The 23,458-nt window shown below is 41.4% G+C and carries 18 protein-coding genes; 12 read left to right on the top strand and 6 right to left on the bottom strand.

What is annotated here, in order from left to right:
* Window positions 1-131: 131 nt before the first annotated feature.
* The gene (locus AC1ECB_RS02795; protein WP_485667362.1) at window positions 132-758 is read right to left on the bottom strand and encodes a HutD/Ves family protein; all 627 of its coding nucleotides are present in this window, start codon (window positions 756-758) and stop codon (window positions 132-134) included.
* A 431-nt stretch (window positions 759-1,189) separates the two neighbouring features.
* Here AC1ECB_RS02795 and AC1ECB_RS02800 point away from each other — a divergent pair, with 431 nt between their 5' ends.
* The 9 genes from AC1ECB_RS02800 to AC1ECB_RS02840 all read left to right on the top strand — a co-directional run bounded on the left by AC1ECB_RS02800 (window position 1,190) and on the right by AC1ECB_RS02840 (window position 8,647).
* Window positions 1,190-1,582 (top strand): DUF134 domain-containing protein, encoded by a 393-nt coding sequence (locus AC1ECB_RS02800; protein WP_485667363.1) that lies wholly within the window; start codon window positions 1,190-1,192, stop codon window positions 1,580-1,582.
* Between the two features lie 51 nt (window positions 1,583-1,633).
* A complete protein-coding gene (locus AC1ECB_RS02805; RefSeq protein ID WP_021167050.1) occupies window positions 1,634-2,125 on the top strand; it encodes a flavin reductase family protein in 492 nt (163 codons plus the stop codon).
* 81 nt (window positions 2,126-2,206) lie between these two features.
* Window positions 2,207-3,568, top strand: a complete 1,362-nt coding sequence (gene scfB / locus AC1ECB_RS02810; protein WP_485667364.1) for a thioether cross-link-forming SCIFF peptide maturase — start codon at window positions 2,207-2,209, stop codon at window positions 3,566-3,568.
* Between the two features lie 92 nt (window positions 3,569-3,660).
* Complete coding sequence (locus AC1ECB_RS02815) at window positions 3,661-4,296, top strand: phosphatidylserine decarboxylase family protein (RefSeq protein ID WP_485669262.1); 636 nt, start codon at window positions 3,661-3,663, stop codon at window positions 4,294-4,296.
* A gap of 35 nt (window positions 4,297-4,331) precedes the next feature.
* Window positions 4,332-5,540, top strand: coding sequence for a cation diffusion facilitator family transporter (locus AC1ECB_RS02820; RefSeq protein ID WP_485667365.1), 1,209 nt, complete (start codon window positions 4,332-4,334; stop codon window positions 5,538-5,540).
* A gap of 87 nt (window positions 5,541-5,627) precedes the next feature.
* Complete coding sequence (locus AC1ECB_RS02825; protein ID WP_485667366.1) at window positions 5,628-6,353, top strand: DUF5714 domain-containing protein; 726 nt, start codon at window positions 5,628-5,630, stop codon at window positions 6,351-6,353.
* A gap of 357 nt (window positions 6,354-6,710) precedes the next feature.
* The gene (locus AC1ECB_RS02830; RefSeq protein WP_485667367.1) at window positions 6,711-7,064 is read left to right on the top strand and encodes a putative zinc-binding protein; all 354 of its coding nucleotides are present in this window, start codon (window positions 6,711-6,713) and stop codon (window positions 7,062-7,064) included.
* A 54-nt stretch (window positions 7,065-7,118) separates the two neighbouring features.
* Window positions 7,119-8,003, top strand: a complete 885-nt coding sequence (gene metF / locus AC1ECB_RS02835; protein ID WP_485667368.1) for a methylenetetrahydrofolate reductase [NAD(P)H] — start codon at window positions 7,119-7,121, stop codon at window positions 8,001-8,003.
* A gap of 212 nt (window positions 8,004-8,215) precedes the next feature.
* Window positions 8,216-8,647 carry a metal-dependent transcriptional regulator gene (locus AC1ECB_RS02840; RefSeq protein WP_485667369.1) on the top strand — a complete coding sequence of 144 codons (432 nt, stop codon included), beginning with the start codon at window positions 8,216-8,218 and terminating at the stop codon, window positions 8,645-8,647.
* A gap of 26 nt (window positions 8,648-8,673) precedes the next feature.
* Here AC1ECB_RS02840 and AC1ECB_RS02845 read toward each other — a convergent pair whose 3' ends face one another.
* From AC1ECB_RS02845 to AC1ECB_RS02865, 5 genes are all read right to left on the bottom strand, one after another.
* On the bottom strand, window positions 8,674-10,083 hold the full coding sequence (locus AC1ECB_RS02845; RefSeq protein WP_485667370.1) for a nucleoside recognition domain-containing protein: 1,410 nt from the start codon (window positions 10,081-10,083) through the stop codon (window positions 8,674-8,676).
* A complete protein-coding gene (locus AC1ECB_RS02850; RefSeq protein ID WP_485669263.1) occupies window positions 10,080-10,853 on the bottom strand; it encodes a FeoB small GTPase domain-containing protein in 774 nt (257 codons plus the stop codon). Before AC1ECB_RS02850 ends, AC1ECB_RS02845 begins: the two co-directional genes overlap by 4 nt.
* 25 nt (window positions 10,854-10,878) lie before the next feature.
* Window positions 10,879-11,124, bottom strand: coding sequence for a FeoA family protein (locus AC1ECB_RS02855; protein ID WP_485667371.1), 246 nt, complete (start codon window positions 11,122-11,124; stop codon window positions 10,879-10,881).
* A 774-nt stretch (window positions 11,125-11,898) separates the two neighbouring features.
* Window positions 11,899-12,063 carry a helix-turn-helix domain-containing protein gene (locus tag AC1ECB_RS02860; RefSeq protein WP_485669264.1) on the bottom strand — a complete coding sequence of 55 codons (165 nt, stop codon included), beginning with the start codon at window positions 12,061-12,063 and terminating at the stop codon, window positions 11,899-11,901.
* A 2-nt stretch (window positions 12,064-12,065) separates the two neighbouring features.
* Window positions 12,066-12,353 (bottom strand): sugar diacid recognition domain-containing protein, encoded by a 288-nt coding sequence (locus AC1ECB_RS02865; RefSeq protein WP_485669265.1) that lies wholly within the window; start codon window positions 12,351-12,353, stop codon window positions 12,066-12,068.
* A 98-nt stretch (window positions 12,354-12,451) separates the two neighbouring features.
* Between AC1ECB_RS02865 and AC1ECB_RS02870 the strand changes: the two genes are divergently transcribed.
* From AC1ECB_RS02870 to AC1ECB_RS02880, 3 genes are all read left to right on the top strand, one after another.
* Window positions 12,452-13,186, top strand: a complete 735-nt coding sequence (locus AC1ECB_RS02870) for an MBL fold metallo-hydrolase (RefSeq protein ID WP_485667372.1) — start codon at window positions 12,452-12,454, stop codon at window positions 13,184-13,186.
* Between the two features lie 174 nt (window positions 13,187-13,360).
* Window positions 13,361-14,590 (top strand): MFS transporter, encoded by a 1,230-nt coding sequence (locus tag AC1ECB_RS02875; RefSeq protein WP_485667373.1) that lies wholly within the window; start codon window positions 13,361-13,363, stop codon window positions 14,588-14,590.
* A 27-nt stretch (window positions 14,591-14,617) separates the two neighbouring features.
* Window positions 14,618-23,362, top strand: coding sequence for an amino acid adenylation domain-containing protein (locus AC1ECB_RS02880; RefSeq protein WP_485667374.1), 8,745 nt, complete (start codon window positions 14,618-14,620; stop codon window positions 23,360-23,362).
* Window positions 23,363-23,458: the final 96 nt, after the last annotated feature.

Here is a 23,458-nt window from a genome sequence, read left to right on the forward strand (position 1 = left end):
ATGAATAAATTCCCGGAACATGCTGAAGCTTTCTTTGAGAAAACTGCCAAAGATGCTGAGGAAAGAAAAAATTCCTATAAGCCTGGCTAAAGCACTATTTGTCAACTAAGACAAATAGTGCTTTCTTAATTTTAACGATACTGTATGTCTGATATAATTATACGGGTCAGGTTATTTCCCGCATTAGATAAGGTAACAGGCAGGTTTTCCATTGGTTGACTAGTAGTTACCAGTAACATATCTCCGGCGGTTAGCTTGTAAATTTCACCAGTGGGAATACGGATAGTTAGTGCTCCATCAACACAATAGAGTGCTGAGGTCATATGTAAAAAATGGTCAGAATTAGGGTTGTGTATGTCCAATGCACGAGTCGTTTTTGGGGCTAGGGTAATCGCTGTCAATTTTCCGGAAGAGCCTTCTGCCAGCATTAAATTGAAGTCTCGCACTTTCCCGAAGCTTGTGGTTGTCCAATCACCGCTAAAGCTGTCTTGTTCAAACGGTTTTAGATAGATGCTATGGTGGTCTGTATGCTCAAGTCTCATTTCTCCTTCCAGTACCATGATTAGTCGCCAGATTCCTGGTAGGGAAGTAAAATTCGATTTATCTAAATCAACGTGGGCCGAGCTAATACGCCAAATAAAATTGCGCTCAGCATAAACGGATTGTTTGGGATAAATGGCAATTTGCGTTGTTGTGCCGCCAGACCAATTACTGGTAGTTTGATCCTGCTGCTGTATTATTTCGACACTATAGGACATGAATTTCCCCCAATCAAATGAAATGTTCAATTAATTATAGCATAGTTGCTAAACTAGTTGTAGGATACGGGTGGACAGTTTGGTTTGTTTCGCGAGTCAAGACTCCTACTTTTACAGGTGGCGTTTATTCAGGTGGAGTAGACTCTCCACCTGAATCCCCAATGTTTCAGCATGATGAAACGAGTTCACTTAGTGCAAGAAAAAATGATTATTGACATATGCCAAAAAAGAGATATAATGAAAGCACAAATAGCATATGTCAATAATATGTGAGAGAATAAGCATGCCAGGAAGAGAGATTAAATAGAAAGGGGAAGGTTTAAAACGCTGGGAAGAGATGGAATAGGCCCAATGGGTGCAGGTCGATGGTTGGAAGAGGTCTGGATTTTGCACAGGCTTTAATTCATGGCGTTTAAACGAGGTGTACTTATATGCCAAGACCTAGAAAATGGAAAAAAGTCTGTTGTCTGCCGGAGAGCAACCTTTATGGGCCGCTAAACAGGCCAAATGTCGACAGTGAATTTATTGCGATGACAGTTGAAGAGTATGAAACTATCCGTCTTATCGATCTTGACGGCTTGACGCAGGAAGAGTGCGCTGAAAGGATGCATGTCGCACGTGCGACCGTTCAGAAGATTTATAATGATGCACGAGGCAAGCTTGCTGATTCCTTGGTTAATGGAAGTATTCTCAAGATTGAAGGCGGAGACTATAAGCTTTACGACGAAAGTGAACAACTGCATGGCTGCGGAGGATGCCGTAGACAAAGATGCGGACAAAAACAGATGCGAAGGGAAGAAGTTTTAACGGAAATAATAGAATAATTCGCTTCAAATGTAATGGGTTAAATAAACAACAAAAGGAATGTGAATAACATGGAAAAAAGTTCGGCAAATATGAAATCTTGCCTTCAACCGCTGCCCAAAGTGCTGGTCTCCTGCCGAGGTTTAAATGGCGAAAACAATGTTCTCGCGGTAGCTTATTGCGGAAATTGCAGTTATAACCCGCCGATGGTAATGGTAGGTATTGTTCCGACTCGCTATTCATATCAGCTGATTAAAGAGTCCTGTTGCTTTGTGGTAAACCTTGTTGATAAAAGCTATCAGGAAACTTTTGCTTATTTGGGGAGTCATAGTAAACGCGATGATGATAAATTGGCAGCGGCGAAAGTCAGACTTGCCGACGGTAAAAAAGTCAATGCGCCAATCTTGCCGGATTGTCCGGTCAATATCGAATGCACGATCGTTGATTCGATTATGACGGGATCACATGAGATGTTTATCGGTAAAATCGAGTATGTTCATGCCGATGCAAAATTAGTAGATGCCGAAGGAAATATCGATTTTTCAAAAATTAATTTTCTGTAACAAGAAGGATATTTTTAACGAAAAGAACATTGAAGTTATCGTTGGAGCAGGTGGCAGTGCACGAAAAGGAGAGCAGAATTAGTGGTTCATACGTATTCCTTGAATGGATATAATATTGCAGTGGACGGAAACAGTGGGGCAATACATTTGCTCGACGGTGTTACTTTTGGATTATTGAAGGGTGAAGAGAAAATGCCCTCGTTGACAAGTGTACAAGAAAAACTTAAAGATAAATATGACGTCAACGAAATTAGTGAAGCTTATAATGAAATTGAAGATTTACATAAAAATGGAATGCTGTTTTCTTCGGCAAGTAATTTGGAAGCTGCGGTTGGCGCTAAATCGGTTAATCATAGTTTGAAAGCGCTTTGCTTAAATGTAGCCCATGATTGCAATTTAAGATGTGAATATTGTTTTGCGTCAGAAGGAGATTATAACAGCGGACGAAAGTTAATGAGCACGGATATTGCATTGAAAGCTGTGGACTATCTTGTTGCAGGATCGCAGGATCGACGCAACATTGAAATAGACTTTTTTGGCGGCGAACCACTAATGAATTTTGATGTGGTTAGGGACGTTGTTGCATACGGCAGGCAGCTTGAAAAGACGATAGATAAACATTTTTATTTTACAATTACAACAAACGGAACATTGCTTGATAAAGAAAAAATTGATTATATCAATGATAACATGGACAATGTGGTCATAAGCATTGATGGCCGCAGAGAAGTGCATGACGCTGTTCGCCATGACAGGGCGGGGCGTGGAAGTCACGACAAAATAATACCTTTGGCCCGGAATCTTGTTTCCGGCAGAAATGGGAAAAGCTATTTTGTACGTGGTACTTTTACCGCTAAAAATAAAGATTTCTCTAAGGATGTTATGTATCTTTTTGATCAGGGATTTAAAGAAATCTCCGTGGAGCCGGTGGTAGGTTTCGGTCGAAGCTTGCATTTTAAAGAGTCGGATGTTTCCGATGTACTGATAGAATATGAAAATTTGTCATTGCAGTATATTAAGCGACTATCCGAGGATCAGCAGCTTAGCTTTTATCACTTTAATATAAACATTTACAACGGCCCCTGTTTATATAAAAGAGTGACAGCTTGTGGAGCCGGCTATGAGTATTTGGCGGTATCTCCTGACGGTTGTTTGTATCCTTGTCATCAATTTGTAGGTCAAGATGAATTTGTGCTTGGGAATGTGGTAACTGGCATTAATAATAATGAAATGTATGAGATGTTTAAGAAAAATAATATTCTGACCAAAGAAGCTTGCAGGGATTGCTGGGCTAAATTGTTTTGTTCCGGAGGCTGCCACGCCAATGCCTATTTTTCAAATGGCAGTATTTCCGAGCCGAATCACATTGCCTGTACATTTCAAAAAAAGAGAATTGAGTGTGCTATTATCATTCAGCTTATAAAAGCGGATAAGGGCATATGATTGTTTTGACTGTCAGTGCAAAGAAGTGGTCGGAAATATGACGAATCCCTTTAGTTTTTGAGGGCTGTATATAGGGGGAACTTGCTTTGAAGATAAAATCATTGATTATTAAAGATGGTTATATATATATTGCAGCGCTTGCTGTTTTATCGGGTCTTACTGCTGTTTTACTGGGCCCTTACTGGAGTATATTTCCGGGTGTGCTCACTTTGTTTATGGTCTTTTTTTTTCGTAATCCACGCCGGTGTATAGATTTTAATGACCGGAATATTCTTTCGCCGGCTGATGGAAAAGTAATGAGTATTGCAGATAAGTTTGAAGAAAAATTTTTGAATGGTGAAGGAACAAAAATCACCATTTTTTTATCGGTATTGGATGTCCATGTGAACCGTAGCCCAATTGCCGGGGAAATTAAATATCAAGAGTATTGTTGTGGTCGATTTCGCCCGGCGTATAAGGATTCTGTAGGCTGGGAAAATGAGCGTCATACTATTGGTATGGAAAGTGCCAATATGCGCATTTTGGTTACGCAGATTGCCGGAGTGTTGGCCAGGCGCATCGTGTCTTGGGTTACTTTAGGCAGTTTATTAGAGCAGGGACAATTGTACGGAATGATTAAATTTGGATCTTGTACAGAAATTATTGTGCCAAGAGGGGTTGAAATCTTAGTTAAAAAAGGCGATCACGTAAAAGGCGGAGTTACTGTCTTAGGAAAGTTGCCGGATTGAAAAAGATCCTCGGCGTTAGGAAGGGGTTGACTGAAATGGATGCAAGCGAGAGGGTAGCGGTGCTTTCAATTGCTATAAACCTTGTTATATTTGGAATAAAGTATTTGTCTGCGCTTGCTTCTGGGAGCATTGCTCTAAAAGCGGAAGCGTTTCATAGTTTTGCAGACTTTATTGCGGCTGTAACTGTGTTTGCAGGGGTAAAGCTTGCTAAGCGAAAAACAAAGTCTTTTCCATATGGCCTTTATAAAATAGAAAATCTAATGTCTGTGGTGATCTCTTTAGTAATTCTTTATTCAGGTTATGAAATTGTTTTAGAAGCGGTTAATAACAATCAAGAGGGCTTGAAAGATTTGTGGCTTGCCATAGCAAGCTTGTTAGTTTCTATAGCGCTTACTTTTTGGTTTTCTAGTTATGAAATGAAGATAGGGCAAGAAATCAATTCGCCAATTTTGCTAGCCGATGCAACACACATTCGTATTGACGTATTGAGTAACGTCGTGGTTTTATTTGCTATTGCTTCAAGTATGATAGGCTATCACTTAGATAAAATGGCGGCGGTTATCATTGTTGGTTTTATTATAAAAACAGGTTTTCAAATATTAAAGGATGGGGTCAGGGTGCTTTTAGACGCGTCCTTGGATTATGAAACGCTCAGCAAAGTAGAGAAAATTATTATAGATACACCTCAAGTAGTTTGCGTGAAGGCGTTAACTGGACGCAATTCCGGAAGATTTAAATTTATTGAAACCAGCATAGTGATTAAGACGCGTAACTTGAATAAAGCGCATTTTGTTGCAGATAAAATAGAAGGGCGTATTAAAGAGCAGGTTAAAAATATTGACCAGATTCTTATTCATTATGAACCAGTACAGAAGGAGCAGATTGTCTATGCGCTGCCGTTAACCGAGGATCAATCTTCAATCAGCAGTCATTTTGGCGAAGCCTTGTTTTTTATGTTTGTAACCTTTGATATAGAGAATAAAACGGCAAAAAAGATAGATGTCGTGGAGAATCCTTTCAGCAAAACTGAAAAGGGCAAAGGAATTTTGTCGGCTGAATTCATGGCAAAGAAGATGGTTGATTTTGTTTTGGTAAAAAACGGTTTTCATAGCAAGGGGCCTTCTTATGTGTTTTCTGATGCTAATATCGAAGTGATTGTAACAGACAAAGCGACTCCGGAAAGTGTATTTGAGGAAAGAGGGTTAATGCTTTATTCAACTTTGGAAGTGGGTTATAATGGTTGATGGATAAGGGGGTCTTTATAGACCAGTGATTTGATCAGCCCTGTGTTTGTTAGGGTTTGGAAATTCGATAATGTGTAGGTGAAGTAAATGGATCATGATAATAACTGTTGTTCAAATGCAGATCATATTTCCGGCTGCATGGTATGCGGCCGAGAGTTGTGTTATTTCCCTGAAATATCTGTCCGAGCGAATTGCTTTTACTGCGGAAAAGAAGATATCACTAACGTTTTTTGCCTTGACGGTCACTATGTATGCGATGAATGCCACCGAAAAGATGTATTGGAGATTGTTGAGCAAATTTGCATTGACTCTGATTTAACCGACCCGGTTGAACTGGCATTATGTATTTTTGATTTGAAGAAGCTACATATGCACGGACCGGAATATCACAGCATTGTACCGGCTGTTTTAGTTTCCGCCTATGGGAATAGTATAAATAAAAAAGATATTCCAGCCATCAAAGAGGCCATTTTGCGGGGAAAGGCAATATTTGGTGGAATATGTGGTACTCATGGAACGTGCGGGGCATGCATCGGTGTGGGGATTGCGTATTCGGTTATCCAAAAAGTTACCCCGTACTCAAAAGAGGATCGGGGAGAAGCAAACCGGATGACGGCACATGCACTGATGGCTATTAGTAAGTTTGGTGGTCCCCGATGTTGCAAAAGAGATTCCATGATTGCTATTGAGACTGCCAAAAAGAATTTCAGATTTTTTAACGATTTTGGAGAGCGTAGATACGAGTGTTCTCAGTTTATTAACAATAATATGTGTATACATAGTGATTGTCCGTTTTATCCAAATAGGGAATAGTGCGGTTAAATAGGGTTTGCAAACCAGACCCCCAATTTTTATGCGGCATATGCGATGTAATGATTCACTTATAAACGTATGAAAGAAATGAAGATTCTTAACACCACCGCTTCATCATCTTGACATTTTCCAAAAAACAGTATACATTGGTAATGAAATATAGTTCATAAATAAGGGGGTACTATGGGGATTTTAATGGGCCATGCACCTTGGTTTGTTGGAAAACACTGCTGTTATGGCGTGAAAGCAGGTAGTGAATAGTAGTTAATTGAGTGTCGGATATTTGTTATTTGTAGAAGATTTAACAAAATGTATGGGCGAAAAATAATGATAAATACGAAAGGTGGAACAAATTGTATGAATGGAGAAAAAACGGTATCAAGATATGTATATCCTTGCGCTGGCGCTGCGGATGTAGGGGAAGTGACGGATCAAGTTTGTCGGAAATTGCGGCGGGAAGGATTTGCAAAAACTCCCATGAGCTGCATTACTGGGATCGCCGCTAATCTGAAACCATTTATTGAAGCGGCACAGAAGATGGATGAACTCATCGTGATTGATGGCTGTCCCACGGCTTGTGCACGCAAAGTCATGGAGAATGCGGGGATTTCTGCCAAGTACTATTTGTTGACAGAAATGGGGCTGGAAAAGGGCAAAACTACGATAACTCCCGAACTGATTGAAGATATTTGCCAACGTATCAAGGGATAAGTGTATTTAATGAAACAATAATACCTAGATTAAGTAAATAAAAGGAGACTGATTATGAAAATAACAGAAATTTTTAAAAAAGGAAAGCCGGTTATTTCTTTTGAGTTTTTTCCTGCCAGAACAGAAGAATTGGCTGAAAAGTTTAACAAAACTATTGATGAGTTGCTCGAATTAAAGCCGGATTTTGTTACGGTAACTTTTGGGGCTGGAGGCTCTACGAAAGATGGATCATATGAATTGGTAAAAAAGTTTAAAAAGGAAAAAAAACAAGAACTTATCGCTTATTTGGCAGCTTTTGCTTTGAGAAAGAACGAGATAACTACTGTTTTAGATCATTATAAGGATCTTGGTATCGAGAATATCTTTTCTTTGCGTGGAGATCCGCCCAAAAATACACCCACTAATCAGGTTCCGGCAGACAGTTTCAGGTATGCTTCAGAGCTTACAGCGTTTATTCGTCAGAATTATAACTTTTGTCTGGGGGTTGCCGGATATCCCGAGGGCCATATTGAAGCGCCAAGTTTGGATAAGGATATTGAAAATCTTAAACATAAGGTTGATCAAGGCGCCGAGTTCATTATTACACAATATTTCTATGACAATGCTTATTTCCTGAATTTTGTGGAACGTTGTCGGAAAAGTGGCATTACAATTCCTATTTTGCCAGGAATAATGTCAGTTTATAGTATCAAGATGATGGAAATGTTGGCAGTAAACTGTGGAGCCAATATACCAGATAAATTGCGCAAGGGTATTGCGGAACTGCCTGAAGGGGATACTAAGGCGCTTATTAATTTTGGAATAAAATATGCGAGTAATCAATGCGAAGAGCTTATTAAAGAAGGAGTCAGCGGATTACATTTCTATACTATGGATAGAAGCGAATCGACAGTTGGTGTTGTGAAAGGACTTAAGGATAAAGGTCTGTTGAGAATCTAATGCAAACAGGAATACATATCCAGTGTACTTTGGACTGATGAAGATTACATTAATTATTGGATTAATAGTAACATGATGGCGCAAGTGCATTTTTTTCTCTTCCACTAGACATAAAACACGATATGCTGCATAGAAATGTAATAGGCTTTAAGAACAAATGAGAATGATATTCACAAGCGTCAGTGACGATTGGGTGATTTGGGGGTGAACCTATGCTGTCGCCTAGCCTGGAAGATTATTTAGAGGAAATCTACAGGTTTTCAGTCAGTCACGATATAGTACGAGTTACGGACATCAGCCAAAAACTAAATGTCAAACTGCCCTCGGTAACCAAAGCAATGGGGAAACTTCGTGCCGGCGGCTATATTACCTATCAGAAGTATGGTGTGATCGGGCTGACCGACAAGGGCAGACAGACAGGTGGGTACCTTGTAGAAAGAAATACGCTTTTACAGGAGTTTCTCAGGACAATTTGTGCTGATTGTGATGTTGCTGCAGAAGCCGAAGCGATGGAGCATTACTTATCGAAATCAACCATTGTGTCGATACAACGTTTCACGGTCTTCATGAAAGAACATCCGGCAATCTATCAGCGGTTTGTTGATTACGTCCAGGAAAACAAGCGGAAAAATAAGGAGAGATAAACAGGGGCGGGTGCCCCTGTTAGCTTTTAGGCAAGACCGAGGCCTCTGGCCGTTTGTGCTACGACAAAACAGACAGCAAAAGCGATAAGGGTCGGGATAAGGAAAGAGAGGAAAGTCCACTTAATGCTTCCTGATTCCTTGTATGCGGAAAGCAGTGTGGTCGTACACGGCCAGTGCAACAGACAAAAGAGCATCGAACAGACGGCAGTGAGCCAGGTCCAGCCGTGGTCAAGTAAAACTTGCCGGAGTTCATCCAAGCTATTAAGCTCAATCATTTGACCTGTGGACAGATAACTCATAAGCAGGATGGGCACAACAATCTCATTAGCGGGCAGACCTAAGATAAAGGCTAGGAGAATGACCCCATCCAGTCCGAGAGCATAGCCAAGCGGCTGCAGCCAGCCGCCAAGATGGCCAAGGATACTCAGGTTTCCTATGTAAACATTACCAAGTATCCAGGTGATGGCACCGGCGGGAGCTGCCATCACTACTGCCCGCTTTAATACAAAAAGCGTGCGGTCAATCAGCGAGCGATAGATAATCGCGCTAATCTGCGGCGGACGGTAAGGCGGCAGTTCTAATACCAGAGAAGAAGGTTCACCCTTTAAGATGGTATGAGATAGCAGCCAGGATACTGCGAAGGTAGTGGCGATACCGAGTAAGACGATGGTCGTGATGACCAGCGAGGCAACAACTGTTTCATATTCTGCCGCGAATGCACCGCCAACAAAAATGCTAGCTATCGCGATCAGGGTGGGAAAACGCCCATTACAGGGAACAAAGTTGTTGGTAAGCAAAGCGATGAGCCGTTCACGCGGCGAATCAATAATTCGGCAGGACACGATACCGGCTGCATTACAGCCAAACCCCATACACATCGTCAATGCTTGCTTGCCGCAAGCCTTGCAGCTTTTGAAGAGATGATCCATGTTAAAGGCCACTCGCGGCAAATAGCCGAGGTCTTCCAACAAGGTAAACAGCGGAAAGAAGATGGCCATAGGCGGCAACATGACCGATACAACCCAGGCCAGAGCCCGATAAAGCCCTAAAACCAGAACTCCATGCAGCCAGACAGGAGCCCCTGCTAGTGTAAACCATTCGGTGAGCTGGTCTTGAAAGGCGAACAGTACATCGGCGATGATACTGGAAGGCACATTAGCTCCTTCAATGGTTAGCCAGAAGATGGTGCCTAATAGGGCCAGCATAATCGGGTAGCCAAACAGGCGAGAGGTGAGGATATCATCCAGCCGGGTGTCCCAGGAGGAGGATTGCTCCTGTTTCTTATGAGTAACCACTTTGCGTGCAATCTGCTCTGCATTAGCATAGATGTCAGAGACAATAGTGTCTCCCAATGTGTTATCCGAACTGAAGCGAATTTTATCCGCCTCAGTACAGATATTAGCTAGCGTTGTCATAGGTTTAAGTGTTCCACTCATAGGACTGCTACCTCCTGCAATGCTTTTGGATTTAGTTGGAGTTCTAAATGACGGCTGATACTTTCAATAAAGGCCTTATCTCCATCTAATAAGCGGAGAGCCACCCATCGGGGATTGAGTTTGTGGTCAATAAGGCGTTGAACCGAAGGCATAAGCTGCTCAATGGCTTCTTCTACGGTTGGTGAATAGACAAGCTGCCGTGGTCTGCTTTTTCGCACCCCTGTGCTGACTTGATAGAGCGTTTCCCGGAGTGTATCTAATCCCTCTCCTCTACGTGCAGCCGTGGCCACGACGGGAACGTCGAGTTCCTTTTCCAAGGACGGAACGTCAATTGCGATATTCTTTTTTTTGGCTTCATCTATGAGATTGACACAAACAATGACATTTGGAGTAATCTCCATCACCTGCAGAGCCAGGTTTAAATTGCGTTCCAGGCAGGTGGCATCTAACACTACGAGAGTCGCATCCGGCTGACCAAAGCAGATAAAATCGCGAGCTACTTGTTCTTCCACAGTGTGTGCCAGTATTGAATAGGTTCCCGGCAGGTCAACCAGTAGAAAAGGCTTCTTCCGATAAGTAAAAGTACCCTGAGCGTTATCTACCGTCTTGCCCGGCCAGTTGCCGGTGTGTTGGCGCAAACCTGTTAAGGAGTTAAAGACAGTGCTTTTGCCAACATTAGGGTTCCCGGCCAGAGCGATTACATATTGCCCCGGCGCAGCGGGTATACCAAAATGTTCCCGCAGTACTCGGCCACGGTTTTCTACTTGCATATTCAATGTCATTCGCCTCCATATTTTACATAGGGTATACTTTAATTAAGCTAGCGTCATCGCTGCGCAGTGCAATGGTCGTATTCCGCACGCGAAACGCAATAGGGTCACCAACTGGACTTTTACGGATGCACTCTACTTGCGTTCCTGGTACCATGCCTAAGTCCAGAACCCGTCTTCTGAGTAACCCATGAAGTTCTACTGACGATATTCTACAGGTAGTGCCGACCGTAAGGTCTGCCAAAGAAGATAATTTTTCAGGGGTATGCATACTATAACCTCCTTGCTATTTGCTGAAATGAGTACCGTACCTACTATGTTAGTTTCGACTAACATAAGTGGATAAATAAAGGTTAGCAGCAGCTAACATCCAGTGCGAAAAAATGGTTAGCGTCAGCTAACACCTAAATTCTAACCCTCTGCTATATAATATGGGGAACAAGGAAGAGTGTTACTGTAAAATCATGTGTCGTCCCAGAGATGAAGCAGCGAAAATCAGTTATATAAAAATTAAAAACCCAAGTGGGCTGAACGTGAAACCCCACTTGGGTATTTTTATTTTTCGTCATAGTTAACTTACTTATTTTTTACCTACTGCGACCAAAGTCTTGAAGATCAATACTTTTTCAACCTTCACTGTCACTTTTTTAAAGCTTGACTCAACTGCGGCTTGATAAAAGACCTTAACTCCGTCAATCTCTGTTTGCTCATAATTCCTTGTTGTTTCAGTAACTCCCAGTCGCACGGACAGGGCATGGGGCGTTGCCCCGCAGTTGCCGCTGCTTCAAACAAACCTAGGGCGTTCCTCAATACTAATGCTAATGATCGGCTGTTCTAGTTTACGCATAATATATATTATAGCTTGATCTTCAATCGCAATAATCATACCGCTCTACCTCCTACTCGTATTTAACATTTTTTCATACAATGTTTGATCTTAGTACGCGAGTCAAGACTCCCGCCTCTACAGGCGGCGTTAATTCAGGTGGAGTAGACTTTCCACCTAAATCTCTAATTGCTTCTTTAACCGTTCGATACATTTTGTTTATGGTAATACGCTACTTTGACCCACAAGCTGCAACAAAAGGCGGCATAATATCATATCATCTATAGAATGGCATGGCGCTAGTCCGGTTTCAGCTTCAAGTCGGCTTAATCTGTAAAGCAAGGTATTGCGGTGAATGTGAAGAATTTGGGCGGTAGCATTTATATTTAGGTTGCATTATCGGGATGCCCGAATACACCAACAACCCCTACTATTTGTTCATCAAATATAATAGGTAGGTTAACCCCCTGTAAAGCACCAGGATAAAGAAACAATTGGTTTGGGTATATTTCGATAATAGTACTAGTTTCTATAACATCCTTTGCTCCTTTATGCAGTGTCTTATAACGGTGCGGATGACCGGTAGCAATGATAATCCTATCTCTATCCATAATATTGACATTCCGATGAACCCTATCATTATTATAAAGGATAAGATGTGATTGGAAAAGAATTTATGGCTAATTAAATAGCATCTGTAGTTGGACTTATTACACTGTTAATCTTCAGTCAGTTTGTCAGCTAAACTCAACTTGTGTAGGAGGTAACCCTAATGAAAGTAACTGTGGTTGTCGATAATTCAGTCCCTATTAGTGCCTCGAAACCTTTTTTAGGTGAGCATGGTCTATCGTTTTTGCTAGAAATGGGCTCATTTAAACTTCTGCTTGATGCGGGACAATCATCTGCTGTTGTCCATAACTTAAGCCTGCTCGGCGTTCATCCGCTTCAGCTAGATGCGATTGCGATTAGTCACGGGCATTACGATCATACCGGAGGTATACCGCATATTCTGAGGCATCGGCGTAAACCCATGCCCATTTATGCTCATAGCCAGATATTTGGGGTGCGTTATTCGCTCGCGGGTGGGGGACGAGAACACATTGGAATTTCTTTTGAGAAAGAAGAAAGTATTTGTCTTGAGGCTAATTGGAAATTAACAAATGATCCACTTGAAATAGCACCAAATTTATGGTTTAGTGGCAGTATGCCCAGAAAAACAAACTTTGAGAAAGGTGACACTAAGCTGGTTGTTTGTGCTGAAAACGGCTGTGACTGCCAGGATGATATTCCAGACGATACATCCCTTTACTATGCTAGCGATAAAGGATTAGTAGTTATCGGCGGGTGCAGTCATTCTGGATTAGTCAATACACTACAGAGAGGTTTTGAAATAACCGGGCAAACCCGTTTAGCAGGTTGGATAGGTGGAACTCATTTAGGTCCGCTTGAAGCACATTTAAATCCGGGCATTTTTTGGATTAAATTCAAGATCAATATGCAAACGTGAAAAAGGTAGTAGCTTAGTTTTGAGTTACTACCTTTTGTATTAATGCAAAAAAAGGATATCAAGGAATTTTTACCGAAATGTATTACGTAAGAAGTGAAAGAGCGTATTATATCGTTTGAGATAGCTCTTGAATTAAATTTCCATTTATTTCATGTAAGGAGTAAAAATCAAAAAATGAAAAAAGGTGATGCTTTGTTTTTTCAGAATCCGGTATTTGTTTTTGCCGACTTTCGCCGAATTTATCTTGCAAAACTAGTCAGCAATATTGGGGAACGCTTCTTTTTGATAGCGGTTTCCTGGTGGGTACTGCATAGCCCGGTAGAAAATAGCAATAGTTTATTAGGTTTTATTATGGGGGCAGCGACTGTAGCGCGGATTGTATTTGGTCCGGTTATGGGTGTTTATGCAGACAGATATAATAAAAAGCAATGTATGCTTGCAGCTGCGATAATACCAATGTTTATTGTAGCTGGGTTAATTTTAGTTTTTCCTTGGGTAGAACAGCATTTACTTTCTTTATGGGTGTTTCATTTTTGTATAGCCAGTTTTTTACCGTTAATGATGGCAGCTTCAACAAGCAGTCTTCCATTAGTTGTGCATAAAGATGATATAGCGAAAGCGGTTGCGATGGATGGCGGAATTCTTTTTATTGGACAGGCAGTTGGCTCGACTGCGGCAGGGGCATTTATTATGCTTGCGGGTGTAATAGGAGCCTTTTATGTGAATGCGGCAGCTTATGGTATCGCAATTTTATGCTTACTGCGTATAAAAAGTAATTTACACGTAGAGCAAGTTAAACCAGAAACACAACAAAGTATGTGGAAAGATATCAAAGAAGGATTCCATTATTTTACGCAAAATACTTTGGTTCTACGGTTAGTTGCCATTTTTTGCGTAGCAAATTTTTTTATGTCACCAATTATGATTGCTATTCCGATTCTTACAATAGAGGTTTTTAATGGAACTGCATTTGATATGTCACTTTTGGAACTTAGTTTGGCATTAGGGGCGGTTTTTATGAGTGGAATATTAGGAAGTTGGCAAAGAGAATTTTCTTTGCAGCGGATATTACCCTTTACTATGTTGCTAAACAGCGGTGTTTTGCTGGCAATTTCACAAAGTAAAGAGTTTTATTTTATTTGTATTGCGCTATTTTTAATGGGATCGAGTATCAGTGTGACAAATGCTGTAGTTATGGCTAAAATGCAAAAAATCATTCCGGATGCAATCAAAGGCAGGATTTTTTCTTTGGGTATGATGGGAGCACTGCTCGTTGCACCGGTTGCTTTGGCGCTGACGGGAATTCTGAGTGATTCTTTGGGAATTAAGAATGTTATATTTATGAATGGAGTTGCTTTTTTAATATTAGGGATGGCTGCTTACTTCCTTTTTAAAACGAGATAAATTTTACAGAGAGCAGAGGTGGCAACAATGTATAAAGAAGATACTCTATATTCAGTGAATAAATCACAAAAAGCTATGGTGTTAGAAAGACAACTGCTTTCAGACTCACTAGTGTATAATTTGTGGGGGTTGTTCAAATTACATAGTGAAGCCCCAATTGATATAGAAAAATTCTGGCAAGCTTATCAGGCTGTGATTGAAAGACAGCCTGAAACGCGGGCCTTTTTTGTAGAGCAAGAAGGAGAAATTTATCAAAAAATAGCGGCCAAAGTTACTTATGATACTCCTTTATATAAGGTCGATTCCCTGGAAGAATTATATGCCTTAAAAGCAAAGCTGAATACGCCGTTTGATGTAAGCAAAGCACCGTTATTTAAAGTTGCTTTAATTGAATGGGGAGATGACCTGTATTTTTTCTATTGTGTATATCACTCGATCACTGATACCATCGGGGTTATTGAATGGTTTCAAGAAACGTTGGATTTTTATTCGGGAAAAGAGTTAAAACCATTAGAGGTTACGGCAATTGATTTTGCCGAGGAAGAAGCCTTACGCCATAAATCCGGTCTATTAGAAGAACAGGAAAAGTTCTGGCTTGCCGAATATCAAGACGGTGTACCGGCCTTGGATATGGCGACAGATCTGCCTCGCCCTGCCATCTTACAGCATGAGGGCCGCCGGATGGTTTTTGATGTGGATGAAGCGATGGCAAGTGGAATCAAGCAAGTTGCCAAAAAAAATAAGGCAACGCCATTTTCTGTGATGTTAGCAGCCTATAGTGTGTTAATGTCCAGGTATACAGGTAAAGAGGATATGGTCATCGGCGTGCCTTTTGCGGGACGTATGCAGCGAAAATATGCAAGAACGATTGGCATGTTTATCAATAATCTGCCCTGGCGAGTGAAACCGTCTGCGAATAAAACGCTTGACAATTTCATCAAAGAAATTGATGCCAAGAAAGCACTGATGAACGAAAATCAAGAATATCCGTTGGCAAAACTAGTGGAAACTTTAGGGATACCAACCGATACATCCCATAATAGCCTGTTTGATGTGGCATTTAATTTTATCCCGGCGATTGGTGGAGTGCAGAGTGATGCGTTATCAATGGAATTTGTTCGTGATGATGTTGATCCGGCAGTTTCCGATATTACTTTCCGGGTAAATAAAATGCCTAAGTCTTATTATATCGAGTTGACATATAGTAAAGCCTTGTTTGAAAGAGCGACGATGGAACAATTCGCGCGTCACTATCTGGCGGTGTTACGCGAAATAATTGCCGACTCGTCGGTAACGATAGCTAACATCCGGGTCCTGGATGAAACAGACAGGAAGCTGCTCCATACGTTTAATGATACCCGGGAAGCATATGATGAGCAGTTGACAATTGTAGATTTATTTAAAAAAAATGTAGGTAAATATCCGGATAGAATTGCCGTGAAATGCAACAACATAAGCTTAACATATGCTGAGCTGAACAGACAGACAAACCGGATTGCAAAGGCTTTAAAGAAACGAGGTATTGGCCGGGAAGATGTTGTTGCTTTTATGCTGCCGCGCACGGCAAATTTGCTGTGTGCTTTATTTGGTATATTGAAGGCCGGTGCGGCTTTTCTGCCGATTGATCCGGAATATCCGCTAGAGCGGATTACCCATGTGTTAACAGACAGCCAGGCAAAATATATTGTGATAGCTGATGCCGACAAAGAAAAAATTGCCAGTGGCAATTATATCGATATTGCCGAGTTATTGGCAGAAGAAAATCATAGTGATTTGGTCAGCAATATCCGGCCGGAAGATTTATGTTATATGATTTATACATCGGGTTCCACGGGAAAACCCAAAGGCGTTATGATCGAACATAAAAATGCAGTTAATTTTAGTCAGCCATTAACCAAGCAGCTTTTGACAAAATCCATCGCTGAGCTTGGCCATACAGCAGTAACGATTGGAACCATTGCCTTTGATATCGCGCTGAGCGAAATTTTTCCGGCGCTTGCTAATGGCTTGACTTTAGTATTGGCGGATGAAGAGGAGACTCGCAGCCCCATTGCACTCGGAAACTTGATGCTGGCGGAAAAAGTGGATGTACTGCAAATTACGCCGTCCAGATTGTTGGCATTTTTAGAAGACGGTACCTTTAGAAAAGCGTTAGGAAACCTGACAGTATTGTTATCAGCGGCAGAAGTATTTACGCCGAAGCTGCTGGCGCAAATACGAAGCCTGACAACCGCCAAAATACTGAACGGTTATGGGCCGAGTGAATGTTGTATCGGGGCAAGCTATGATGAGGTTACCGGCGATCTGGTGACAATTGGCCGGCCAATTAGTAATGTGGAAATTCATATTTTAGACGCCTATGACAATGAAGTACCGCTTGGTGTATACGGAGAATTATGCATTGCAGGAGCCGGTGTAGGCCGCGGTTATTATAACCGTCCGGAACTTACGGCGGAGAAATTTGTCATGTGGCAAGGCAAAAGAATGTATAAGACTGGTGACTTTGCCGCCTGGCGGCAAGATGGCAGATTGTCCTTCAAAGGCCGGGTAGATGACCTGGTAAAATTGAATGGTCTCAGGATTGAACTGGGAGAAATTGAAAATGCCATACAGAGTTTTGGTGGAATCAAACGTGCGGTTGTCCTGGTGCAAAGCATTGCGGCTAATGAGTATCTTTGTGCGTATTATCAGGGTGAAGCGGCAGTTGATATAGAAAAATTAAGAGCCTATCTGGCAAAAAGTTTAGTACGGTACATGATACCGGCAGTATTTATCAAGGTTGAAACCTTTGTGGTCACTCCGAACGGCAAGATAGATAAAGAGGCATTGCCAAAACCAGACCTTGCAAATTTACAAACAGCATACGTAGCGCCAGTGACCAAAGAAGAAGAACTGCTTTGTAAAATAATGCAGGAAGCCTTGGGCGTAAAGCGAGTCGGCATGAATGATGATTTCTTTGCTCTTGGGGGTACATCGCTTAAGGTTATTCAACTGCAATTGAAAATCTATCAAAAAATGCAGAGACAGCTAAAAATTAGCGACTTATTTGTGTATACTACGCCGAAGTTGCTGCTGGAACTATTAGAAAAAAATGATGAAACCGAAATGCTGCCGGTTGCGCCAGAAAGCTATCCGACAACGCCGGCGCAGCGGCAGATGTATATTTTAAGATATAGCGAAAGAAGTGCAACAAACTATAATATTCCGATGACCTATCGTATTTTGGGGAATTTATCGCGAAAAAAATTTAAGCAAGTCTTTGCAAAGATTGTGGCAAGACATCGGGGACTGCGTACCTATTTTTTTGAAAAGAAAGGAAATGTCCGGCAAGGCATTGTTGATAAAATCCAATATACGATTCTTCAGCAACAGGCCGAAAACGAAGAACAGGCCAAGAAAATTATTGCGTCGTGGATACAGCCATTTGATTTAAGCAAGCCAGGTATTTTCAGGCTGGGCTTGATAGAAATCAGCCCGGAAGACACTATCGTATTTTTAGATACCCATCATATCATCATCGATGGCTTATCGGTAGATTTATTGATGAAAGAATTGATGCAGCTCTATCATGGAGAAGCCCTGGAAGCAAAGCGTGTTGATTATAAAGATTTTGCTGTGTGGCAGGATGACAGAATTGCAGAAGGCTTATTCGAAAAACAAGATGCCTATTGGCTGGAGGTCTACAAAGATGAGATTCCGGTACTTGAGCTGGAAACAGATGAGCCAAGATCACTGGTGCGCAGTGATGCAGGCCGAGATATTTTGTTTGAAATTGACAGGGATTTGACGCAGGCGTTACAACAAATCGCCCAAAAAGAAAAGACAACGTTATTTACCGTGCTCTTTGCAGCCTATGCGGCCTGTATTGCCCGTTATGCAAGGCAGGAAGATATTGTTATCGGGGTGCCATTTTCCGGACGGGTGCATCCTGATACCAAAAGTATGGTCGGCATGTTTGTCAGTATCCAGGCTATTCGCGTAAAACCGGTCGGTGAGAAAACCTTTGCTGAATATCTGCGTGAAGTGAAAGAAATTATGCAAAAAGCGCAGGAAAATCAGGATTATCCTATCGAAAGGCTTGTCAGAAAGCTGGGGATAAGAACAGATGCGGCGCACAATCCGCTGTTTGATGTTGTATTTAATTTTTTGCCGGCAAATGAGAAAATTCAGTATGAGGACATTTCGCTGCAACGGTTTGCGGTCGACTATAACCAAAGTAAATTTGATCTGACGCTGACGATTTTGGATCAGGAAGAAACCCTATGCTTGGATATGAATTATTGCAGTGCTTTATTTAAAGCAGAAACGATAGAGCGGCTGCTAACAAACTTCAAGAGTTATTTGGCGGCAATTCGTCAACCGGAAGAAAAGCTTAAAAATATTGATTTTATTTCCCGGGAAGAAAAAGAAAGCTTATTGAAAGATTTCCAAAACGTAGATATTACCATTCCTCAAGATAGGACATACATCGTACTATTTGAGGAACAGGCGGCAAGAACGCCGGAAAATATCGCGGTAGTTGATAAAAATATATCACTGACGTACCGGGAGCTAAGTGAAAAAACCGATGTACTTGCCGGGGAGCTAATCCGCCAGGGTGTGCAAACCGAAAGCATTGTTGCGGTTATGCTGCCGCGAACGGTCGAATATATGATTGCCGTATTGGCGATTATGAAAGCCGGAGGTGCGTATCTGCCAGTTGATGCGGAGTATCCAGTGGCAAGGATCGAGCATATGCTGACAGACAGTAAAGCTCTTGTTCTAATTAGCCATGCAGAATATAGAGAAAAAGCTGCCGGCTTTGCTAACAAATTTATCGCGTTAGAGACCTTTGATTTTACACAAAGCGGCACTAACCAAAAGGTAAACCATCAACCGCACGATCTGGCTTATGTCATTTACACATCAGGTTCTACGGGAAAACCCAAGGGAGTTATGCTGGAACAGCATAACTTGCTGAATGTTGCCCTGTGGGCGAAAAAGCGCTTTGTCATGACCGAAAACGATGCACAATCCGCGTATTTTAGTTTAAGCTTTGACGGTTCGGTACGGGAACTCTTTCCGGCCCTCATCAGTGGAGCCAGTGTACATATTCTGGCAGAAGAACTACGGTTATCTCCCGAAAAAATCAAAGAATATATTGAAACCAAGTGTATTACCCTGAGTATCTTCCCAACCCAGTTTGCAGAAATGTTCATGCAAATCAGCCAAAATATTAAGTCGCTAAGAGCGATGGCAATCGGCGGGGAAAAATTAAAGCATTACGAACCTGTACCATATGAAATTGTTAACGAATATGGACCGACGGAAAATACGGTTGTCTCTACCGCCTTTAGCGTGGACAAATTATATAAAAATATTCCGATTGGGAAACCTGTAGCTAATGTAGGCTGCTATGTTGTGGATCAGCATTTAAATTTGCAGCCAATTGGCGCGGCAGGAGAATTATGTGTCAGCGGCAGTCAGGTAGCCAGAGGCTATTTGTACCAGGAAGAGGTAACAAATCAGGTCTTTGTGGATAACCCGTATCAAAGAAGCGAAGCAGACGCAAAACTCTACCGGACAGGAGATTTGGTAAGATGGTTAGCTGACGGCAACCTGGAATACATCGGCAGAATCGATGACCAGGTAAAACTGCGCGGGTTTAGAATCGAACTGGGTGAAATTGAAAGCAAACTAGCAGCCTATTCCGGTATTACGTCAGCCGTTGCCGAAGTAAAAGAAATCAATGATACGCGGCACTTGTGCGCGTATTTTACAGCTAATAGGGCAATTGATACAGAGGACCTGCAACGTTACTTAGCAGAAACGCTCACTGATTACATGGTGCCAACCGCGTATCTGCAGCTTGACAAACTGCCGTTAACACCAAACGGGAAAATCAATCGCCAGGAATTGCCGTTGGTTCAGTTGCCAGCTACCGTAACCTATGCAGCGCCCAGAAATGAAATTGAAACAGTATTGGCGCAAACAATGGCCAAGCTATTGCAGCTGGAAAGCGTAGGGATTGATGATAGTTTCTTCTCGCTTGGCGGTGACTCCATCAAAGCAATTCGCATAGCATCGTTACTGCGCCAACAAGGAATGAAAGTAACGGTAGCTGATATTATGCAAGGAAAAACAATACGGGTAATCGCTGCCAAGGTAAGCCATATTGACAGTGTAGTTGCTGATAATAACCCAATAAGCGGTGAAGTTCCATTGACTTTTATTCAAAGATATTTCTTTGCTCAAAACTTACCGGTTGAAAATCATTTCAATCAATCGATCGTGCTTACAAGTAATGAGCCAATCAGCTACTGTGGAGTGCAACAAGCATTGCAAGCGTTAACAGAGCACCACGATATGTTAAGAGCAGTATATAGAGAAAAGAAACAAGTGATTAGACCAATAATAACAGGCGAGAAATATTATGAACTGCTGGAACTAAGCTATCAGGATATGGAAGATTTGGAGCAAAAAGTGAACCAAGCTTGTACAGATCTGCAAGCAAGTATGGATTTAGAAAAGGGAGAAATCGTGAAAGCAGCTATCATAAGAACCGTGGAAAAGGAGCTGCTGTTTATAGCGATACATCATCTGGTAGTAGATGGAGTATCATGGCGAATTATAATCGAAGATGTTAATAGAGCTTATGAGCAAGCTATAAACAATCAAACAATACAATTGCCGGCAAAGACAACCTCGTTTCAAGAATGGAGCCGGGAAATTATAAAATATAGCCAAAGTGAAAACCTGCAAAAAGAAACTGCGTATTGGCAAGCCGTAGATTGCCAAGCAGCAGCCGGACGGTTAAAAGAAAATCTGGAAAAAGTAATAAAGGAAGTTAAGCCGGAGCCAATACGACTAAAGGGTATCAACACAATTACGGTGCAGCTATCAGACAAACAGACGCAGCAATTACTGTTGCAAACATCTAAGGCCTATAATACAGAGATAAATGATTTATTGCTATGCGCTGTAAGCCGAAGCATAAACCAGCTAACCGGTCAGAAACAAATTAGCATCAATTTAGAAGGACATGGACGCGAAACAGTAAATGCCAAGCTGGATATAGACCGGACAGTTGGTTGGTTTACGAGTCTGTATCCTGTAATAATACAAGATATTGGCAGCGACGTAGCGTCAGATATAAAAAATGTCAAAAAAACACTGGAAATGATTCCAAAGCATGGAATTGGTTATGGGATCAGGCCGGAAAAGGTGTGGGTAACGGATAAAAAAGAAAAACAGGCAGACATAACATTTAATTACCTGGGAGACCTAAGCGAAAACTTAACAGACAGGCAGGTATTTGTTTTAGAAAATAAAATACAATGTGGCAAAGATGTGGATGATCGTAATCATTTGGGTACAGATATTACGATCAATGCAGTGATAGTCCAAAAACAAATGATAATTATTGTAAGGTATGAGCAGGCTGAATATCCAAAAGAAATTATAAAGCAATTAAGCAGTACTATTATCAAGCAATTGCAAGCAATAATTACACATTGCGTTTGTTGCCAAGAAGCAATGCCTATAGAACCAGAAAGCAAGGCAGAAGAGTTTATGTATAATCAAGCTGCTATTGCCGATGCATATCCAATGACCAGTGTGCAAAAAAGCATGGTATATTTGGCAAAGAATAGTTCAGAGGCGTATTATCATGAACAAATGCTGTATAAAATAACCAATCCTGTAGATGCACAGCAACTGAAAGAACGGCTGAGAAAAGTAACTGCCGCGCATGAAGTGCTTAGAACCTGGTTTGATTTTTCGCAGGAAAGCCAAGCGATGCAGATTGTAAACAAAGCGGATACCATTGATTTCTTTTATCAAGATATCAGCAGCTTTAGTAAAAAAGCGCAGCAAAGCTATGTAGAAACATTGCAGTCATTAGATAGAAAGCAGGGTTTTGATTTTGCGAAGGCGCCATTATTTAGAGTTAAATTATTACAGTTGAATGAAATCAGCCAGCTGCTGTTGATTTGTTTTTCCCATGCAATATTAGATGCTTGGAGTATGAGTATACTAATGAGTCAGCTATTGAGCAAAGAGGAAAGAATAGAACGTTCCCCGTCGAATCATCAATATACGGAATGGTTAATGCGGCAGGACAAAGAACAGGCGCGGGAGTTTTGGCGAAGATATCTGGGAGGAACAAAGCAGGCGACAATTATACCAAGGACAGCCAGTGGAGTTAGTCGGCAATGTACAGAGAAAATGGTTATAGATGAAGTAGAACTCCGCCGAATCAATACATATTGCCAAAATCATGATATAACCTTAAGCACCTATGTACAGGCTGCATGGGGAAGCAGCCTAATGGAGCTGAATGGGACAGAAGATGTAACCTTTGGTTATACCCTGTCGGGAAGAGCGGAAGAAGTAGTTGGCATCGAAAAAATGGCAGGTAATTTTATCAATACGATACCAATTAGAATCAGGAGATTCGGAGAAAGTGGCAACAATCAAGTACAGCAATTGCAGGCAGATACTATCCAAATACAAAAATATGCGTATTTATCGTTAGGAGAAATACAGCAAGCGGCCAGGCTAAGGCATGCGGCCTTTGACCACTTTATAACCTTTCAAAATATGTCGTTAATTGAAAGTAAACCTGGCATAAGTGTAATGAGGGGTCATAATAGAAGTATACATCACTTAAATGTTATGGTGGTACCAGGTACTGAGCTTATCATAGCGATAGCCTATGATAGTGGTTATCACAATTATGGACAGATACAAAATATAGCAAAAATAGTTAGAAAAAAATTACAAAGTTTATAAATTATTGAAGGAAGTACGGCGGTAATCGAGAAACGTAATAAATAGATAATGTTAATTTGCACATTAAACCAACCAGAAATCACCCCAGCAACGTCT

The organism is Sporomusa sp. 246TCP1, from assembly GCF_057319775.1.

Bases quoted from the DNA above. Each gene is read 5' to 3' on its own strand.
- AC1ECB_RS02795 (WP_485667362.1), bottom strand. From the start codon at position 758: ATGTCCTATAGTGTCGAAATAATACAGCAGCAGGATCAAACTACCAGT.
- AC1ECB_RS02800 (WP_485667363.1), top strand. From the start codon at position 1,190: ATGCCAAGACCTAGAAAATGGAAAAAAGTCTGTTGTCTGCCGGAGAGC.
- AC1ECB_RS02805 (WP_021167050.1), top strand. From the start codon at position 1,634: ATGGAAAAAAGTTCGGCAAATATGAAATCTTGCCTTCAACCGCTGCCC.
- AC1ECB_RS02820 (WP_485667365.1), top strand. From the start codon at position 4,332: ATGGATGCAAGCGAGAGGGTAGCGGTGCTTTCAATTGCTATAAACCTT.
- AC1ECB_RS02825 (WP_485667366.1), top strand. From the start codon at position 5,628: ATGGATCATGATAATAACTGTTGTTCAAATGCAGATCATATTTCCGGC.
- AC1ECB_RS02830 (WP_485667367.1), top strand. From the start codon at position 6,711: ATGAATGGAGAAAAAACGGTATCAAGATATGTATATCCTTGCGCTGGC.
- metF (WP_485667368.1), top strand. From the start codon at position 7,119: ATGAAAATAACAGAAATTTTTAAAAAAGGAAAGCCGGTTATTTCTTTT.
- AC1ECB_RS02840 (WP_485667369.1), top strand. From the start codon at position 8,216: ATGCTGTCGCCTAGCCTGGAAGATTATTTAGAGGAAATCTACAGGTTT.
- AC1ECB_RS02845 (WP_485667370.1), bottom strand. From the start codon at position 10,083: ATGAGTGGAACACTTAAACCTATGACAACGCTAGCTAATATCTGTACT.
- AC1ECB_RS02850 (WP_485669263.1), bottom strand. From the start codon at position 10,853: ATGCAAGTAGAAAACCGTGGCCGAGTACTGCGGGAACATTTTGGTATA.
- AC1ECB_RS02855 (WP_485667371.1), bottom strand. From the start codon at position 11,124: ATGCATACCCCTGAAAAATTATCTTCTTTGGCAGACCTTACGGTCGGC.
- AC1ECB_RS02870 (WP_485667372.1), top strand. From the start codon at position 12,452: ATGAAAGTAACTGTGGTTGTCGATAATTCAGTCCCTATTAGTGCCTCG.
- AC1ECB_RS02875 (WP_485667373.1), top strand. From the start codon at position 13,361: ATGAAAAAAGGTGATGCTTTGTTTTTTCAGAATCCGGTATTTGTTTTT.
- AC1ECB_RS02880 (WP_485667374.1), top strand. From the start codon at position 14,618: ATGTATAAAGAAGATACTCTATATTCAGTGAATAAATCACAAAAAGCT.